Consider the following 17,977-nt stretch of genomic DNA (forward strand, 5'->3'; position numbering starts at 1 on the left):
TTGTCCTTCGAATCCAGTAACCGCCCCAAACCCCCGGAACTCAAAATAACGGCACAAAACGAAACGGACCAGAAAGCATTTCCGTAAGCCCCAAACAATAATCAGACCACTTTAACATCTTCGGTTGGTTTAAACTGTTGTCGTCTATGTAGTAGTCAATTTTATGAAATAGCGACACCTTCATACGGTCCGCTGCACGCCAATCTAAGAAAAAACCACGCTTATACTTCCGTAAGATGTCCTCATCCACATTCGTGTCGTTCCAATTCCCCATCTCCAAAGAACGCATTCTTTTCTGGATTTCAAAGCGCGCCACATCCACATAAACGGTAAGATCAGCTTCAGCCGCTAAACTAGCCCCCGTCCCGTAAATAATCGTAAGTGGCTTTTTCGAATGGGCCACTTTAAGACGCAGCTCCGCTAAACGCTCCTTTTCAAAATAGTCTTCAAGTGTAATCGGCGCCATCCTTCCAAAAACCCGGTCCTCCGTAATGATCATATCGAATTTACGCCGAATTTCCTCCCCCGATAACGCGAATTTATCGGCAAAAATCAGTTCTGCCTCTGTAAAATGATTTTCTAAAGCCTGCTTAATCAGTTCCATGCGAACGCCTGGATACCCTTCGATTACGAGTACCGCATTCGCTTTGTTAAGTTTCAAAACAGCACTCGAAAGCTCGTTTAAAATAGCTTCAAATCCCGTCCACGTTAAAAATTCTCCTTTTACCCGAAAAGTCGGGTTTTGGTCATATGTTGCTTTATTTTGCCCCAATACCGACGCCTCCTTCCATTTATGCTTTCAGTATAAGAATTTATGCTTTCCTAAACAATCCTTTTTCCAAAGAACGAAAACCATTTCCGCAGTAAGAAAAAAAAGGACTATTTTTCGTGCTCCCTTTTCACGGCAACCAAAAAAAGCCGCTACATCCTGTAACGACTTTTAAAATTAACGCTTTTCACTTCTCTCGTCCAGTAACTCACGAAAGCTTTTATTTTTTCGGGGATATTTTTTTCGATAAAGGGTTTGGGTAATCACAGCTAAAATTAAGGCAATAAACATGATAAGCATAGACTTTGAAATCGTAGCGACAAGTAAAAGCGCTGCACTGCTAAAAATTCCAATATTTACAAAGTAGGAAGTCATTATCATTCCTCCAAATTATAATTTAATTCTGGTTCTTCTGTTAAGGTATGGATGTGAAGCGCATCAAACACCATAGCTTTTTGTGCGACGTAAGCATTATATTCAATCCGCTCTAATAAATCGTAGGCTTTATGAAGAGAGGTTTCGAGAACGACAATGCCGTGTTTATTAAGTAGACTCGCGCTAGGAACTGCCTTATCTCTAAGGTTGACTACATGCTTTCGAACAATTTCTGCGAGCTCTTTACTTGTTGCGGGGGCAAATTCGAGTGTTTGAATACGCCCAATTTTTTGCGTTGCCTCGGTTAAATTGGGTAAATCGATTCCGAGTGTTGCAAACAACATCGATTCTTTAGGGTGCGCATGTAACACACAGCCAATTTCTGGATTTTCATTATAACAAGCTCGGTGTAAATTGATTTCTCGCGTTACTTTTCCGTCGCCTTCTACTACTTCATTTTTTTGATCTACAACTAAAATTTCATACGGGGACAGCTGGCATAATTTGGCTTGGCTCATTAAAGTTGGTGTCATAATAATATGCTCCTCGTTCATTTTAACAGAGACATTTCCCCCTGCCGCATTCGTTTCAAAACGATCAAACATCGTTTTAACAATTTTCGCTAAATCTTGACGTTCTTTTTCATATAACATTACATTCCCTCCACTTCAATAATTGAAATTTCTTTTTTAAAATGCTCCACTTCTTCTAGGCTAAAAGTCGAGCTGTCCATATACTGCACTTTACTTGCTGCTACGCTGGTCGCTTTTCGAATAACTTCTTCAATACTTAAATTTTCAAAAAGTCCTGCTATAAACCCGCCAACGAATGCATCTCCTGCTCCAGTATCACTTTTTTCCGTCACTTGTGGCGCTATTACACGATAAATTTTATTGTTATGGGCGACATAAGATCCTTTTTTCCCAAGCGAGACAACGAAATAACGAATTTTCCCCATTAGTAAACGAATATTTTGAAGAACATCCTCATTTGCCTTATGCCCCAATATTTTGACTTCTTCTTCATTTGGTTTTAAGAAATCCACACCATTTTTGGCAGCATAGAGCAAAAATTCACCAGATAAATCGCAAGCAAGGAAAGCTCCTGTCTCTTTTACGGCTGAAAATAACGTTTTAAAGTCGTCAAGCGTAAATTCTGGTGGCGGTGAACCCGCAATGACTACATAATCGTCTTTTTGAACCCTTTCTTTTATGAAAAAAAGGAGTTTTTCTTTGTTCTTCTGGCTAACTGTAAAACCAGCTTCCGGCATCATCGTACTACCGCTTGACGTCTCGCTAATGACAACAAAGCATTCACGTGTCCATTTTGCCGGCTCAACAAAAAAGCAGTGGGAAATAGCTCGCTTGTTTAAAATATCCAAAAACTCTGGTCGATTTTGTTCACCGATAAAGCCTAGTGCCAAATTAGGAATGTGATATTGATTTAATACGTGAGAAACATGAAGGCCTTTCCCGCCGCAATCAAATTCTGTACGCACCACCCGATTCGTCTTTCGTTTTTCTAATTCCCCGCGAATAAAAAGCAGTCTGTCAATTGCTGGATTTAGTGTAATTGTATAAATCATTTTACATCCGCCTCTTCAAATTGTCGCGTTCGTTTTTTCATAACTTTTAAATAGAAAATAAGAAGAATTAGCCAACCTACTACTAAAACGAGTCCAATGACAGTGGGTTTTGTAGCTTCCGCCATAATAAACCGAAAAACCGGATATTCCAGTGTACTCCATGTGATTTCTTGACCTGGTTTTAACGAAATCGCACCTGTGGAACGGGCAAGTTTTGTAATAGTATCTGCAAAAAAAGTTGCGACATATAAAAATACCGGCGTGGTAATAATGCCAAGAATCGTCATACGTAGCAAATTCCCGCCTGTTACAACAAGGGCTGGTGCGCATAGAGAAATATTTAAAATACCCGCAAATGGCAATACACCGTTGCCTGGTAAAATGAATGAAAAGAGTAAGGTCACCGGTACCATAATGACAACCGCTACCCAAACTTCACTACAACCAGCGAGTATCGGCCAATCCAGCCCAATAAATAATTCTCGATTTTTAAATTTCTTTTTCATAAATTCCGATATCCCGTCAGAAAGCGGAGATAGGGCTTGCATAAACAGTTTAGCAACCATCGGAAATAAAGTGAGAGCCGCAGCAGACTGCATAGCGAGCATCAAGATTTTAGGAACATCATACCCCGCCGCAATCCCGAGAAGACCACCAATAATAAACCCCATCACGTGATTTTCCGCGAAAATACCAATTTTTTCTTTTAACGCATTAGCATCCATATCTTTTCGTAAAACGGGGATTTTCTTAAGCAGCCAATCAAAAGGCATTAAGAATACGCAAAAGATCATCATTCCGTGTGAAACCGTCACGCCTGGAATACCGTTTAACTCCTGAATTTGCCGCTGGTTGGCATCGCTTAAAAGTAACTCAACCACAATTTGAATCCCTGCTACTAAAAAGGCCAGATAATAATTTTGAGTCACCCCATAAATAAGAACGGCCGTTAAAATTTTGCCCCAAACATTCCATAAATCTACGTTTAATGTCTTAGTACGGTTTAAAATTAGCATAAGCGCATTAATTCCGAGTTGAACCGGAAACATCAAAAAGGCAAGTGGCCATGCCCAAGCAAGCGTAGCCATCGAAGTCCATCCGCCGTCTAAAATGGTCAGACCAATACCCGTCCGCTCGGCAAGACTTTGAGCGGCTGGTGTCAGCGCTTCAATCATAAAGCCAATAACAATATTCATCCCAAGAAAGGCAACACCTAAAATAATACCCGCACTAAACGCATCACGTGCTTTCATACGAACAATTAAACCAATGATAATCATCAAAGCTGGAACAAAAACGGCTGCTCCCAAATTTAAAACAAACTGTATGACATTTTGTAAGGAATCCATTTCCTTCAACACTCCCCTCGTTCATTTTTATTTTAAGGCGGCTAGTAACTTTGTTGTCTCTTCTTCCATCCCCATCCCTGTTAAAAAGGCAATCCCATTTAAAGTAGGAATATCAAATGTTTTATTCGCTTTCGTTATCGCAATATACACATCGCTCGTTTTAATATGTTGCTCGAGTGATTTAATATCCACCGCTTCCACAACAGCCACTACACCTTTTTTCTTTTAAAATACGCTCTACTTTTGAAGCGACCGTTTGGCTTGTTGCAACGCCTGATCCACAAGCTACAATGACTTTTTTCATTATCTTCATCCTCCAAATTGATTTTTTAAAAAGCGCACCATTTCGCGTTTATCTTGAAACTGGCTGAGCCTTTTTGAAAATGTTTCATCTGCAAATTTTTCCATAATTTTGGCTAAAAGTGGCACTTGATTTTGCGGTTCCTGAATACCTAAAATAAAAATCATTTTCACATTAATTTTTTTGTCCGTTGTCCCCATCTGAATAAATGGAATAGCTTCCTCTAATTTACTAACAAACACAAAAGGCTTTTTCACATGGCAAACATCCGTATGCGGAATCGCAATTTGAATCGAGTTCATCATAAGACCCGTTGGAAAGGCCTTCTCCCGCTCGACAATGGCGCGAAAAAAAGAACGTTCCACAAATCCTCCATCCTCTAAAATTGTGGCAGCAAGGCTAAAAAAGTTTTGCTGATTTGTCGCAATTTGCCCCATCATGGTGTTTTCTTCTTGAAATAAATCGGCGTACTCCAACACTTCACCCCCTATCAATCAGTTCGTACAACTCATTTTCACTTGATGCCGATAAAACTAATTCCCGTTTTTTTTCGTCTAAAAAAAGCTCGTTTAATTTTAAAAGAAGTGAAATATGGTCATTTTTTTCAGATGGCGCAAGAGCAACCACAATATCTACTTCCTTCCCACTAGGCGTTTCAACTAGCGTGTCTAAACGAATAATTTGAATATCCGCGTTTAAAACGCCATCACTTGGCCTAGCATGCGGCAAATAAATATTGGGTCCAATCATCATCGTTTCATAGTGATTATAAAAATGAGCGCTACAGGTTTCGACATAATGCAGCGTTACCGACCCCCGTTTTAAAAGCGGCTTAAACGCTTCCAGTACGACAGAATCAAATGTTACCCCTTCTAAAAAGCTAATTTGTTCTTCAAAAATGGCCATTTTCTTCGGCGTCTTTTCAATCACCGGCTTTTTCATAAAAAATTGATTTAATCGCTTTTCAACAAAAGAATGTTTTTCAGTTGGAATAGCCTCTTTTAAAATCGCCATAAGTTCTTTTGTCCGCATGCCTTCATTAAGTAAAATGGTTTGTTCTAGCTCTCGTCGTAACTTTTTCCGTTCAAAATCCCCTAAAATCGGAGGAACAATAAAAACTTTCGCCTGACTTTGAACAGGGACAGTCGTAAAAATAAAATCAAGATTTCCTTCCACCTCTGAGAGTTGTCTAACCGCATAAGCACCTTTAAAATCAATCGTTGGGAACATTAATTTCAAATTTTCAATTAATAATTTTGAAATAGATGTCCCACTTTGACATAAGACCACCGCAGAAAAAATGGGTTCAACAGATGCCTCTTCTTGGTACATCCAAGCAAGTACAATCATTGATAAAAGGACCATTTCCTCTTCCGCCCATTCATGCCCTACAAGTTGTTCAAATGGGCGTGCTGCTTTTTTCACTAGTTGAAAAGTTGTAAAATGTTCAGCTTTAAATTGTTCAACAAGTGGATTCTCAATTTGAAAGCCAAGTAAATTGCGATATATTGCAGGTCGAATATGAAGTAATACTTTTTCTTTAAACTGGTGTTTATGGGCAAATTCAGTTGCAAAATAAAATTCGAGTCGCTGAATAAATTCGGTTGTCGCCTCTGTCATTTCGTCACTTTCCGAAAGATAAAGGACGGATTCTAACAAACTAGAAGCCAAAATTTGTAACGCGAGGTATAAATAATCGGCCTCGGATAAAAAATCGTAACCCCAAAACATTTCTTTAATTACCGGGTATTCTTTCGTATTTTTAAGGTCATAATGTTGTAATTGAAAAGACCAGTCTTCTCTTAAAACTTCCGTTCGCTTCATGGTTCCAACTAACATATACGGAAGAACTTCTAGTTGCTCGTCGGTAAATGTTACTTGCAGCCGCTTTTCTACACTTTCTAGCCTTTTTTTCAAAAGAAAAGTTTCACTTAGTGTAATTAAATTTTTTTCATCGAGAATAAATTTTCCATAGGGCAATTTTATGACTTCACGTAAAATTTCGGCGAGTTGATTTCGAATTGAAAACTCTGTGCCGCTTATGGCATAGCCTTCTTTTCGTGAGTATTTGAGTAGAATTCGTTTTTGGCTTAAATAATCTCGAATCCATTTCACGTCACTTAAAACGGTATTTTTGCTGACATACACGTAATCGGCTAATGCTTTAAGCGATAAAAATCTTGGCTTCATTAGCAGTTGAATTAAAACGAGCTGCCTCCTAAGTTTAACTTCATAGTAAGGAAATAAGCGCACTTCTAACGTTGTTAATAGGCGGTAGCAATCCATGCGGCTTTGTTCTGTGACTAAAATAGTGCCTTCACTTATAAAAATTTTTTCTTGCTGTAGTAGATGGTTGATTTTTACAATTTGTTTCCGTAGTTCAACTTCTGAAAGTCGAAAACGTTTGGCTACTACTGCAAAATCCATGTTTTCATGTAATAAAAGATAGATGATGAGTTCTTTCGTTTCTTGTTCCATCTACTTCCCTCCTCATACTTTAATAGTAAATGATAACCCTTTCATAAAATTGCAAATCGATCACAACTTCAAATAAAGCGCTTTCTTTTATTGTGATGAATAGTTGCTACAAAAAAAAGCTAACACAAAAAATGTTAGCTTCGAAAGAAAATTCTATTAGGCTTCTTTTGGTTTTTTCCAAAATCCGTAAATCAGTCCCGCAATGACCATACCAATTAGGATGGCGACAATAAACAGAATAGGTTTATTCGCAAGGGGTGCTACAAAAATACCACCGTGCGGAGCAGGTACATTAATAGTCCAAATTTGTGTTAGCGCACCCGCTATGGCCGAGCCTATTACCGAGGATGTGATAACGCGAAGTGGATCAGCGGCGGCAAACGGGATGGCCCCTTCTGTAATAAAGGAAAGACCTAAAATATAGTTGGTAATCCCTGCTTGTTTTTCTTGTTCTGTGAACTTACTTCTAAATAATGTGGTGGCAAGCGCGATAGCAAGCGGAGGTACCATCCCCCCAGCCATAACTGCGGCCATAAACGCACCGTCACCGGTTGAGGTGAAGACTCCTATTGCAAATGTATACGCGGCTTTATTGAACGGTCCACCCATATCAATGGCCATCATGCCACCGAGGACAAGTCCGAGGATAGCCGCATTGGCAGTACCTAGGCCTTCAAGTTGAGTGGTTAAAAAATCATTAATCACTTTGAAAATCGGATTGACAATGAAGTACATAAGTCCGCCCGTTATGAGCAGTCCAAATACTGGGTAAAGTAAAATCGGTTTTAATCCGTCAAGTGAACGAGGCATGCCCGCGAACACTTTTTTTAATCCTAAAACGATATAACCGGCTAGGAAACCAGCTGCTAATCCGCCTAGGAATCCAGCACCTGTCGTGTAAGCCATCAAACCACCGACCATACCAGGCATTAAACCAGGACGATCTGCGATACTGCTCGCGATAAAACCGGCTAAAATAGGGATAAGGAAGAGGAACGCTCCTGTTTTGTCACCTGAAATAGCTGATAACATTTGATAAACAGCACTATCTGGATAAAACTGTTCGATTAAGAACGAAATCGCCATTAAAATCCCGCCGCCAACAACAAATGGTAGCATGTGTGAAATTCCGTTCATTAAATCTTTATAAATTTTACTGCCGACAGAAACTTTTTCTGAAGACGCTTCTTCGCTTTTCACATGATCCGCATGAAAAACTGGGGCATCTTGTTTTAGAGCACGTTGAATTAATTCTTCCGGCTTACGAATCCCATCACTTACAGGTGTTTCAAGTACATGTTTGCCGTCAAAACGCGCCATTTCCACGTTTTTATCGGCTGCTACAATAACACCAGATGCTCGTTCAATTTCATCAGCCGTTAAGCGATGTTTGACACCTTCAGAACCATTTGTTTCTACGCGAATCGAAACGCCCATTTCCTTCGCTTTATTTTTAAGTGCATCTTCTGCCATATACGTATGGGCAATACCAGTCGGGCAAGCCGTAACCGCTACAACAAACTGATCGCTATCTGTTGCTTTCTCTTCTTCCGCCGATACCTCTTCACTCTCGCCTTGTTCTGCATCAAAAAGCGCAATCACTTCGTCTGGTGTTTTGGCTTCTTTAAGGCTTTTGACAAAATCAGGATGTACGAGTAAGCGAGACAGTGCAGCTAAGGTTTCAAGGTGGGTTTCATTTGCCCCATCAGTCGCCGCAATCATGAAAAACAAATGCGCATCCGCGCCGTCTAGTGATTCATAGTCAAGTCCAGCCTCACTTTTAGCAAAAACAACGGTTGGTGTGTTTACCGCCTTTGTTTTCGCATGCGGCATCGCGATGCCTTCGCCAATTCCTGTTGAGCTCTCGCTTTCACGTTTCATAATTTCTTCTTTAAATAAAACAGGGTCGTTTAATTTACCGTTCTTATTTAAGGAATCTATCATCTCATCAATGGCAGCTTCTTTCGTTCTTGCCTTTAGAGACATAATCATAACGTCTTTACTTAATAAATCCGTGATTTTCATTCTGCTTCCTCCATTTTTCGTATTTTAACTTGGGGTAAAATTTCTTGTATATACGCTTTTGTAGCTAAATCGGTTTGAAAAGCCGTCGCCGTTCCAGTTGCCACACCCATTTTAAATGCCGCGACCGGATCTTTTGTTTCTGAAAAAGTGCCAACAAAACCTGCAATCATCGAGTCCCCAGCACCAACAGAATTTTTCACCTGTCCTTTAATCGGTTCAGCAAAGTACACATCACTTCCTGTAAAAAGAAGGGCCCCGTCTCCTGCCATCGATACAATGACGTGTTTAGCGCCAAGTTCAAGACATTTCTTGCCATACGGGATTAAATCCTCTTTAGACGAAAAGATGACACCAAATAATTCCGCCAACTCATGATGGTTCGGTTTAATTAAAATCGGTTGTTTAGAAAGCGCGTGAAGCAGTTCTTCCCCTGTCGTATCAATCATAAACTCCGCGCCTTTTTGTTCACAAAATTGGATAATACGATCATAAAAATGACGACCTAACGAAGGCGGCACACTGCCTGATAAAATCACAATGTCATTTTCTGCAACTTGCTCTAATTGCCTAAAGAAGTCTGCTATTTCATTTTCAGATACTTTTGGCCCAAGCCCATTAATTTCCGTTTCATCGCTTGATTTTAATTTAATATTAATCCGTGTATCATCAGCGATTTTCGTAAATCCAGACTGAATACCTTCTTTTTTAAGCCAATCCGCAATAAATCCACCGGTAAATCCACCTAAAAAACCGCTCGCAATCGTTTTCACATCTAATTGATTTAAAACACGAGAAACATTAATTCCTTTTCCGCCTGGTAATTTATAATCGCGATTCATGCGATTTAAATCCCCCATTTGAAGGTTTTCCACTTCCACAATGTAATCAATCGACGGGTTTAACGTAATTGTATAAATCATTTTTCTACCTCGATTATCTTTAATTTTTGGATAAAGGACTCCGCTTTATTTTCCGGTACGTAATCTGTTATAAGCGTCGCACGGTCTAATTCAAACATCTTTGCAAAGTTTGCACTTTCAAACTTCGAATGATCTGCTACGACGAAAGTTTCGTCTGCGAGTAAACACGCCTTACGTTTTAAAAACGCCTCTTCCGTATCCGGTGTCATAAAGCCAAATTCATGATGAACGGCATTCGTTCCAATAAATGCTTTATCAAAATGATAATTACTAATATTATCTAGAGCCACAGCGCCAACAACCGCTTTTGTATGCACTTTCATTTTGCCGCCAAGAAGATATGCCTCAACATTTAAATGGACTAAGCGTTCCACATGGCTTAAACCATTCGTCACAACTGTAATTTTTTTATCCGCTAAAAAAGGAATCATTTCAATCGTCGTTGATCCAGCGTCCAAATAAATACAATCGTTTTCTTCCACAAGCTCTGCCGCTCGTTTCGCAATTAATTGTTTGCTATGAATGTTTTTGAAAGATTTTTCATTCATACTTGGTTCTAAATTATGTTGCTTAAGAAGCTTCGCCCCACCGTGAACACGCGCGAGTAAACCGTCTTCTTCCATTTCAATTAAATCACGTCGAATAGTTGACTCAGAAGCATTTAGACTCTCAACTAATTCGGAAAGCTTAACCACCGTAACGCGTTCTAACAGGTCGAGAATTTTTTCTTTACGCTCTGCATGTAACATTTCATTTCCTCCATCCATTGTTAGCTTAACATCTTTTTCTTTCAAAATCAATCATTATAATTCAAAAACATTCAAAAATAAGTCATAATCCACCATTTTATTATAATGTATTCGTTTTATTCTTTCAAATTCATTCAAAACGAGTCATCGCGCGCACAAAAAAAACGGCTGAGCATCGCTCAGCCGTTATGAGTTTACTTATTTTTCCATTTTTCCCATGATGAAGAAAGTAGAAATCGCGCCAATACCTTCTACGATAAAGAATGTACCAGTAATAAAGACGATTCCGATTAAACTTACAACTGGGTTGAATAAAGCGATAAACCCAACAATAATTCCGATAATGCCTAGTGTTAAAATCCAGCCCCAACCTTGGACGTTATTTTGTTTAGCCGCAAAAGCACCGATTGTTCGCATAATCCCTGCAAAAAGAACCCACATTGCAAATACAAGAACAAGTGTCGCAGCTCCTTCAATTTGGTCGAAGAGAAGAAATACCCCTAGTAATGTAGATAAAATCCCCTCTGCTAAAACCCATCCAGATACATGTTGCGCTTTGCGATTTGAAAAGTAGGAAATAATATGAAAGATACCTGACACAAGTAGCACAAACGCGATAGTGAAGTTAAATGTAAGTAACGACACGAGCGGATGGAACATTAACCAAATACCTAAGATAATCATAGCAATTCCAGCAATTAATAGTAAGATACGTGTAAAAGTTTTCATTTTTTGCCTCCCATGTTTTTATGTAAACTCTAAGTTTGTTTACCACCATCTGCATAGGTATAAACCTGTTTGAATAAAATTTACTTTTTTTCTAAAAAAAAGAGTCTTTCTTATACGCATGATGGCGACTTAGCACGCTTTTTGAATGTCCACATAAACGCCAAAAGAATCATATATCTAGTTTGGAGCTATCTAGCGTTTTATTTTCCGCAAAAAACTGGGCGACTTTATCCATAATCGGAATTTGAACGAGGTGGCCTTCATTTGTGCCGATTTCAAATTGAATCCGCGCCCCGTGTGCCTGATTTTGATTTTTCTTGACGAATGTTTGAACGCTCTCAATTGGGATTTTATAATCTTCTGTGCCATGCCAAATGTAAAGCGGGCGACCCGCTAAGGTTTCTGGATTTTCTGCCAAATCATAGCGATCTTGCCAAGAAAGAAGGTCCCCATAATCGCTTGGAAGCTTGATTTGGCGTTCTGTTGCACGCTCAATGGTTCGCATTCGAAAATGAAGGGGCTTGGCTCTCCCATAATCGAAGCTGCTGCCGTAATTTCTGTGTGATGCGTTAACAAGGCACAAGTTGTAATTCCCCCCATGGATACACCACCGACAAAAAGGTTTGAAGTGATGCCTTGACTCACATAATGGTCGCGTAAATACTCATATTCCGCTAAATTCCCTTGAACGCTATTCCAAAAAGTTAAGGAAATAACAGAGGAGACATTTTGGTGACGCTCTCCGTGATTCGGCGCATCTGGCAAACACACGCGAAAACCTTGACTCGCTAACTTTCTCCCTTGGGTTAAAACAAGTTCTTTACTAGTTTGCCAGCCATGATAATAAATGACCAGTGGCAATTTATGATCAACTTTCGTTTTATCCACAATTTCTAAAACAGGAATATCCTTGATTTTTCGTTTTACAATTTTAAATTTCATTTTCCACACCTCATCTTTCATTTTAACAGCCCCAAAACTAGAAAAACAATTTTGCCGCCTACTTGACAAATTGTCTAAATCATATTATGATTATTGTTAATTTCATACATTCCTTATCAAGAAAGGCGGAGGGACTGGCCCGATGAAGCCTTAGCAACCGGATGTAAAAATCACGGTGCTAATTCCAGCAGTTAATTCTGAAAGATAAGTCGGCAGTCTCTTACATATAACTACCCCTCTTGGCTTATTTTTTTAGCTAAGAGGGGTTTTTTTTTATAACTCGACTTACTAACTTCACGAAAGGGTGACCAAAGTGGGCTTAAAACAACAATTATTATTTCAAAAAGAAGCTTTTATTTTAGAAAACGGGGCTACTTTACAGCCTGTTGAAATCGGCTACGAAACATATGGGCAATTAAACGCTGATAAATCCAATGCGATTTTACTTTTGCACGCCCTAACAGGAACCGCACATGCAGCGAAGCACCATGAGGCTGATACGCCTGGCTGGTGGGATGACTATATTGGTCCCGGGAAAGCATTAGACACTGACCGTTTTTTTGTCATTTGCCCCAATGTATTTGGCGGGTGTAGTGGATCAACAGGTCCCTCTTCTATTAACCCTAAAACAGGGATTCCTTACCGCCTTAGTTTTCCTGGTTTTAGTGTAAAAGATATCGTTCGCGTGCAATATGAACTTATCAAAACCTTACATATTTCAAAATTAAAAGCGGTTATCGGCGGCTCTATGGGCGGCATGCAAGCAACCGAGTGGGCCATTTGCTACTCGGACCATGTAAACTCCGTCATCAATATCGCGTCTCCGCTAGCAGCTAGTCCTGACGCCATTGGTTTCAACCTCATTCAGCGTATGGCCATTTTAAACGATCCGGATTTTAACGATGGCAATTACATCGCACAGCCAGAAGGCGGGCTCGCTACTGCTCGAATGGTGGGCATGATGACTTACCGCACAAGCGAACTTTTTTCGAAACGCTTCGAACGCTTTACCGTGGCCGAAAGTTCAAAAAGCGCTTTTCAAAAGAGCATTTCCAGATCGAATCCTATTTACAATACCAAGGCGATAGTTTTGTTGAACGTTTTGATGCGAACAGCTACCTTTATTTAACAAAAGCAATTGACCTGTTTGACGTTATCCGCAGTCAAGAAAGCGAAGCGCCACCTTATTCCCACATTAAAATTCCTTACCTTTTAATAGGGATTACATCCGACCAACTTTTCCGCATTTCCGATCTAAGACGTGACTTTGAATTGCTAAAAGCAGCAGGCGTTCCTGTAACGTACCACGAAATCGATTCTGAATATGGTCACGACGCCTTCCTAGTACACAGCGAAGTAATCAAATTCGCACCCATTTTAACCGAATTTTTACTTCCAACAGAAAAAATAGCGCACTAAAAAAGAGAAGACTTAATCTTCTCTCAGCTTGTAGAAAAACTCAAAGTTTACACAAAACAAAACGCTTCTAACCAAAATCAGACTGCTGACAAATGGTGAGATTCTAGCAGAGCCGAGTACCGAGGCGGAACATACTCGAGTACGTGATGACTGAAAACAGGGAAGGCGTAGTTGACCTGACCATGTGAGAAGTTATGCGAAGCGCACCAGAACGGAGGCAAGAGCGGCGAAGATTGACGTTTGTCAGCAGTCTGAGAGAAGAATCAATCTTCTCTTTTTTGATACTCCTCTTTCAACAAATCCCCCAACTTATGGAAATCGCTTCCCGTCACAGAACCCTTCAAAACAACTAAACTATCCTCATCCAAAATTCCAAAAAGCGCGCTGCGAAGCTCTTTCAAATTATCAAACCACCGAACCTTATCGCTTTCCTCCTGCTTAAATAAATCTTTAAACAAGTCACCATAACCAAAAATATAATCTGCGCCACTCCCTAGAATATCCTTCATTATTTTAACGTGCACCCAAGGACCTTTCTCGCCTAAATCCGCAATTTGTCCTGTAATTAAAACCGTTTTCCCACGGTAAAAAAAGCGATGCGTTTTAAAATAATCAATCGCATTTAACATAGAAGGAACCGCCGCATTGTGCGAATCATCAATCATAAAAGCCTTCTTGTTTGCAGGCAAATATAAGGGGACCATCTCCATTGTTTTTGGTAACGACTTAAAAGATTCCATTTTTAAAAGCGCCGGACCCGTTTCCTTATAAATTTGATAATACGCCATAAGCGCAGCTAAGCTATTTTCAATAAGACCGTTCGAACCTGTTGGCAAACGGTATGTGAGCGTCTCGCCAAAAAATGTAATTTCAATTGCATCATAAAATTTTTCATGTTGAACGTGTTTTAAGCGTACGTCTGCGTCTTGGCCTTTAGCTGAGTAGGTTAAAATCCGGTTCGTATATTTTCTTGCTTTTTTTAGTATAATGTCACGTTCTTTTTTTTCAATATCGGCATTTAAAATGAGTGTCGTCTCTTCATTTGCCCCTTCTAACACCTTAGCTTTATACAAAGCGATGGTTGAGGTGTCCTTCATCGAACTAAGGTGCGCCTCGCCGATAGATGTGATGATGACGATATTTGGTCGAATCAGCTTAGACATGGAACCTGTATCATAGCCATTTAATGCGTTTAAGGATACTTCCAAATTTAACACATCCGGCTCTTTTAAAAGTTTAGACATATAAAGCGGAATCGCAAAGCGTGTATTATGATTCCCTCTATTTTCAAGCACTTTTCGTTCATTCAGTAAGTGGGTAAGTAGCATTCGCGTAGAAGTTTTGCCAACAGACCCCGTAATCGCAATCGCTGGTTTATGAAAATGGGTCCTGACAAGCTTGGAAAATCCAAGCATAAATTCCCAACTATTTTCGACAATAAATTGGGGTGTAGTGAGACGTGCACTTTCAATCGGCGTCTCCGTCACGATTAAGCCCAACAAGTTTTCCTTCCCAATGATTTGCACATTCCCGTCCGTCCACTTCACCGGTTTACGATTCACATAGTCCCGTCGTTCACTAGAGATGGAAATAAACATCGTCTTGGCTAAAATAGCTGGATTTCTGCTTAACATGTTATGCTGATATTCTACTTCTGTAAGTTCCACTGGACGCAGTTCTTCATTAAGAAAATATCCTGGAAGATAGCGATCTAATTCTTTCACGAGATTTTGAATTTGAACAATTTTTTCCATTAATAAACCCCTTTTCCCCTTCATTTAAACATTTTTATTATTATGGTCCTTCTCCCACGGGTATTCCCCGTTCTCATCCCTTTCAAAATTTTTCAAATCCTCTTCCTGTTCCACTTCTTCCATCTTATGTCGCCGCCAAAAAAGCGGAATACAAGCTGGCAACACGATGCAAATAAACACAATGACGCGCGCGAAACTCACATATCTATCCATTCAGCCACACTTCTTTCGTACAATAATCAGAAAAATACAATCACAATATACCACACTCTAAATGGAAAAGCGAGTATATTGAAACGCAAATAATTTTCCTAACTAGCGTTAAATTCTTCTTTTAACAAAGCATACATATTAAAATCCCTAAACTCACCATATACCTTTTTACTTTGCTTAAAGGTTCCTTCTTTTTTAAAGCCCGCTTTAACGGCAACACGATTACTAGGCTTGTTTAGAACATCCGCTACAATGGTAAGCCGATTTAGCCCCATTTCCAAAAAAGCAATTTGACACAAGGATAAAACAGCCTTCGTGGCAATATTACGTCCCACATATTTGGAGCCTATCCAATACCCTATTTCTGCCGTTTGATTATTTTGATCGATGAAGTGGAAATCAATTGAACCGATAATTTCATTTTCATAGGCGATAAGAAATAAGCGATCTGTTCCATTTATTTCACCATTTAGTTTCATCTTAATATAATTTTCTTCATCTTCAATCGTCTTCGTCCCATCCACAAAATCAAGAAACGGGCGCAAATGATCGCGATTCACATCAATTACTTCAAAAACATCTTTTGCAAGTTGCACATTTGGACTAACCAAGCTTATGGCTTCGTTGATATTTAATTGAAACAAGTGTTTCACGTTATTCCCCTCCTTTTTCCCCAATTATAGCAAAAAACACCCAAAAGGATGTTTTTTTATAAACTAAAAACACCTTAAAAGGTGCTTTTAATCTTTGTAAATTGATTTTGTGCGGTTTAACCAAGCATAGCCAAGTCCAATGACAAGACCACCGCCGACAAAGTTTCCTAAGAAAGCTAAGCTTAAGTTTGTAGCTACACTTCCTACTGTCATTCCAGCTAAATGTCCGCCAGATGCGAAGAAGGCAAGCGAGAATGAAGAGAAATTCGCGATAACGTGCTCAAAGCCTAAGAATGCAAAGATGAAAATAATAAAAATCATCGCAATGACTTTCCCAGCATCATCTTTCATTCGCAAGGTACATAGAACGGCTGTATTTACCACAATATTCGCAAAAATACCTTCTACAAAAATTTGCAACGGTGCTTTTTCCAGTTTGCCTGTTACAGCTGTAAATAAAAAGTGATCTGCTGGCAAATTGTGAAACGTGGATGTTAATGATACAAGGTACCCTGCACAAATTCCGCCGATTAAGTTGAAAATGACACAAAGGAATAAAATTTGTAGTGCTTTTCCTGGACGTACAATTTTTTGATAAACCCCTGTTGTCATATACATCATATTCGATGTCCCAAGTTCAGCATTCATGTAAATAATCATAACGAGTGACCAGCTAAACATAAAGGCGTATACAATTTTACCAAGCCCAACTGCATAATGGTCCACTTTGTCTCCTATCATAACCGCAACCGCTGTTCCTAAAGTCAGGAACAAACAAGCCAGCATTGCGCGTATGATGTAGCGAATGACACTGTTATTTACTAAATCAATTTTTTTCTTCGTGCTGTAATCAATTTTCTGCATTAATGGACTACTTTCGATATCCAAATCTTTCATCTCCAACTCAAATAAATTTAATATTCACGACCTATAAGTGCAATAACTTGTTCATTGTATCACGTTTTATATACATTTAAAATAGCGAATTTTGAGTAAAGCGTTATCATTTTCATTTTAATAATAAAGCACTAGAAGAAGTAAAATTTCTAGTGCTTTTAAACTTATTTTTTAAACCATTTTTTCTTAGCAGATTCCCCTGCTGCTTGTTCAGCTGCCTGTGCTTCACGAATTTCGTTTTGAACAAGCTCCTCATCCATACGGGCAATAGAGCCTTTCAAATCTCCGTAAACAACATCATTTACAATTTCACGGTCTGTTTCTGTGGCGATTAAAATGATGCCTGTTGCGCCTTCCGGAATGGTTTCAAGCGTTTTTTCAAAGACACTCATCGCGCTTTTAACTTCCCCAGCATCCTGCATCGAGCCAACTACACTACCGACAACCCAGCCTAATAAAACGCCAAGTGGTCCACCTAAAATGCCGATTAACATACCTATCAAACTATCTTTTATATTTTTATCGGCTCCAGTAAAATCAATAAAATCTTTAGCGTTTAATTTGGCCCCTTTATCATGTTTTAAAACAGCCATCTGATAGCCGCGAATCTTTCCTTCCGTATGTAATCGTTTCATCTCCGAAAAGCCTTGATAAGCGATACTTTCTTCAGAAAAATTCATAATGATAACTGACTTTTCTTTTTTCATGTTGATTTCCTCCTTCACTTTTTTCTTACATTCTTTTATGCCCTAAATTTCCAAAATGAAAACACTGGCATTTTTATCGCCTAAATTTTAAAATGAAGGAGGAAAGGAGATG

At 39.2% G+C, this 17,977-nt stretch carries 18 protein-coding genes, 2 pseudogenes and 1 riboswitch; of the genes and pseudogenes, 1 reads left to right on the plus strand and 19 read right to left on the minus strand.

Annotated elements, in window-relative coordinates:
- Nucleotides 1-40: 40 nt before the first annotated feature.
- The 14 genes and pseudogenes from LFLEISCH_RS04520 to LFLEISCH_RS04580 form a co-directional block, all read right to left on the minus strand.
- Nucleotides 41-772 (minus strand): hypothetical protein, encoded by a 732-nt coding sequence (locus LFLEISCH_RS04520; protein ID WP_007473483.1) that lies wholly within the window; start codon nt 770-772, stop codon nt 41-43.
- A 174-nt stretch (nt 773-946) separates the two neighbouring features.
- A complete protein-coding gene (locus tag LFLEISCH_RS04525) occupies nt 947-1,144 on the minus strand; it encodes a hypothetical protein (RefSeq protein ID WP_007473486.1) in 198 nt (65 codons plus the stop codon).
- A 2-nt stretch (nt 1,145-1,146) separates the two neighbouring features.
- The gene (locus LFLEISCH_RS04530) at nt 1,147-1,797 is read right to left on the minus strand and encodes a class II aldolase/adducin family protein (RefSeq protein ID WP_007473488.1); all 651 of its coding nucleotides are present in this window, start codon (nt 1,795-1,797) and stop codon (nt 1,147-1,149) included.
- Nucleotides 1,797-2,729 (minus strand): 1-phosphofructokinase family hexose kinase, encoded by a 933-nt coding sequence (locus LFLEISCH_RS04535; RefSeq protein ID WP_007473490.1) that lies wholly within the window; start codon nt 2,727-2,729, stop codon nt 1,797-1,799. The genes LFLEISCH_RS04530 and LFLEISCH_RS04535 overlap by 1 nt, the downstream gene beginning before the upstream one ends.
- Nucleotides 2,726-4,078 carry a PTS galactitol transporter subunit IIC gene (locus tag LFLEISCH_RS04540; RefSeq protein ID WP_007473491.1) on the minus strand — a complete coding sequence of 451 codons (1,353 nt, stop codon included), beginning with the start codon at nt 4,076-4,078 and terminating at the stop codon, nt 2,726-2,728. The genes LFLEISCH_RS04535 and LFLEISCH_RS04540 overlap by 4 nt, the downstream gene beginning before the upstream one ends.
- Nucleotides 4,079-4,105: 27 nt before the next feature.
- Nucleotides 4,106-4,382 (minus strand): annotated as a pseudogene (locus LFLEISCH_RS04545) (PTS sugar transporter subunit IIB).
- Between the two features lie 5 nt (nt 4,383-4,387).
- Nucleotides 4,388-4,855 (minus strand): PTS sugar transporter subunit IIA, encoded by a 468-nt coding sequence (locus LFLEISCH_RS04550; RefSeq protein ID WP_007473493.1) that lies wholly within the window; start codon nt 4,853-4,855, stop codon nt 4,388-4,390.
- 4 nt (nt 4,856-4,859) lie between these two features.
- On the minus strand, nt 4,860-6,857 hold the full coding sequence (locus LFLEISCH_RS04555; RefSeq protein WP_007473495.1) for a BglG family transcription antiterminator: 1,998 nt from the start codon (nt 6,855-6,857) through the stop codon (nt 4,860-4,862).
- A gap of 156 nt (nt 6,858-7,013) precedes the next feature.
- Nucleotides 7,014-8,882, minus strand: coding sequence for a PTS fructose transporter subunit IIABC (locus LFLEISCH_RS04560; RefSeq protein WP_007473497.1), 1,869 nt, complete (start codon nt 8,880-8,882; stop codon nt 7,014-7,016).
- Nucleotides 8,879-9,802, minus strand: coding sequence for a 1-phosphofructokinase (gene pfkB, locus LFLEISCH_RS04565; RefSeq protein ID WP_007473499.1), 924 nt, complete (start codon nt 9,800-9,802; stop codon nt 8,879-8,881). The genes LFLEISCH_RS04560 and pfkB overlap by 4 nt, the downstream gene beginning before the upstream one ends.
- Nucleotides 9,799-10,551, minus strand: a complete 753-nt coding sequence (locus LFLEISCH_RS04570; RefSeq protein ID WP_007473500.1) for a DeoR/GlpR family DNA-binding transcription regulator — start codon at nt 10,549-10,551, stop codon at nt 9,799-9,801. The genes pfkB and LFLEISCH_RS04570 overlap by 4 nt, the downstream gene beginning before the upstream one ends.
- 198 nt (nt 10,552-10,749) lie before the next feature.
- On the minus strand, nt 10,750-11,280 hold the full coding sequence (locus LFLEISCH_RS04575; protein WP_007473502.1) for an HdeD family acid-resistance protein: 531 nt from the start codon (nt 11,278-11,280) through the stop codon (nt 10,750-10,752).
- Between the two features lie 169 nt (nt 11,281-11,449).
- On the minus strand, nt 11,450-11,698 hold the full coding sequence (locus LFLEISCH_RS15815) for an alpha/beta hydrolase (RefSeq protein ID WP_241432870.1): 249 nt from the start codon (nt 11,696-11,698) through the stop codon (nt 11,450-11,452).
- The gene (locus LFLEISCH_RS04580) at nt 11,674-12,243 is read right to left on the minus strand and encodes an alpha/beta fold hydrolase (RefSeq protein ID WP_241432871.1); all 570 of its coding nucleotides are present in this window, start codon (nt 12,241-12,243) and stop codon (nt 11,674-11,676) included. The genes LFLEISCH_RS15815 and LFLEISCH_RS04580 overlap by 25 nt, the downstream gene beginning before the upstream one ends.
- Before the next feature lie 89 nt (nt 12,244-12,332).
- A riboswitch (SAM riboswitch) is annotated at nt 12,333-12,433 on the plus strand.
- A 102-nt stretch (nt 12,434-12,535) separates the two neighbouring features.
- Here LFLEISCH_RS04580 and metX point away from each other — a divergent pair.
- Nucleotides 12,536-13,641: pseudogene (gene metX, locus LFLEISCH_RS04585) on the plus strand (homoserine O-acetyltransferase MetX).
- Nucleotides 13,642-13,904: 263 nt separating this feature from the next.
- On the opposite strand, the gene LFLEISCH_RS04590 reads toward metX, so the two are convergent.
- The 5 genes from LFLEISCH_RS04590 to LFLEISCH_RS04610 form a co-directional block, all read right to left on the minus strand.
- Nucleotides 13,905-15,395, minus strand: coding sequence for a Mur ligase family protein (locus LFLEISCH_RS04590; protein WP_007473506.1), 1,491 nt, complete (start codon nt 15,393-15,395; stop codon nt 13,905-13,907).
- Between the two features lie 24 nt (nt 15,396-15,419).
- Nucleotides 15,420-15,608: a hypothetical protein gene (locus LFLEISCH_RS04595; protein WP_007473507.1), complete on the minus strand. Its 189-nt coding sequence runs from the start codon at nt 15,606-15,608 to the stop codon at nt 15,420-15,422.
- A gap of 98 nt (nt 15,609-15,706) precedes the next feature.
- Nucleotides 15,707-16,261 (minus strand): GNAT family N-acetyltransferase, encoded by a 555-nt coding sequence (locus LFLEISCH_RS04600; RefSeq protein WP_007473509.1) that lies wholly within the window; start codon nt 16,259-16,261, stop codon nt 15,707-15,709.
- An 87-nt stretch (nt 16,262-16,348) separates the two neighbouring features.
- Nucleotides 16,349-17,149, minus strand: coding sequence for a formate/nitrite transporter family protein (locus tag LFLEISCH_RS04605; RefSeq protein WP_007473511.1), 801 nt, complete (start codon nt 17,147-17,149; stop codon nt 16,349-16,351).
- A gap of 173 nt (nt 17,150-17,322) precedes the next feature.
- The gene (locus LFLEISCH_RS04610) at nt 17,323-17,865 is read right to left on the minus strand and encodes a DUF1269 domain-containing protein (protein ID WP_007473513.1); all 543 of its coding nucleotides are present in this window, start codon (nt 17,863-17,865) and stop codon (nt 17,323-17,325) included.
- Between the last annotated feature and the right edge of the window lie 112 nt (nt 17,866-17,977).

Origin of the sequence: Listeria fleischmannii subsp. fleischmannii LU2006-1, from assembly GCF_000344175.1 — a bacterium.
Lineage (GTDB): Bacteria > Bacillota > Bacilli > Lactobacillales > Listeriaceae > Listeria > Listeria fleischmannii.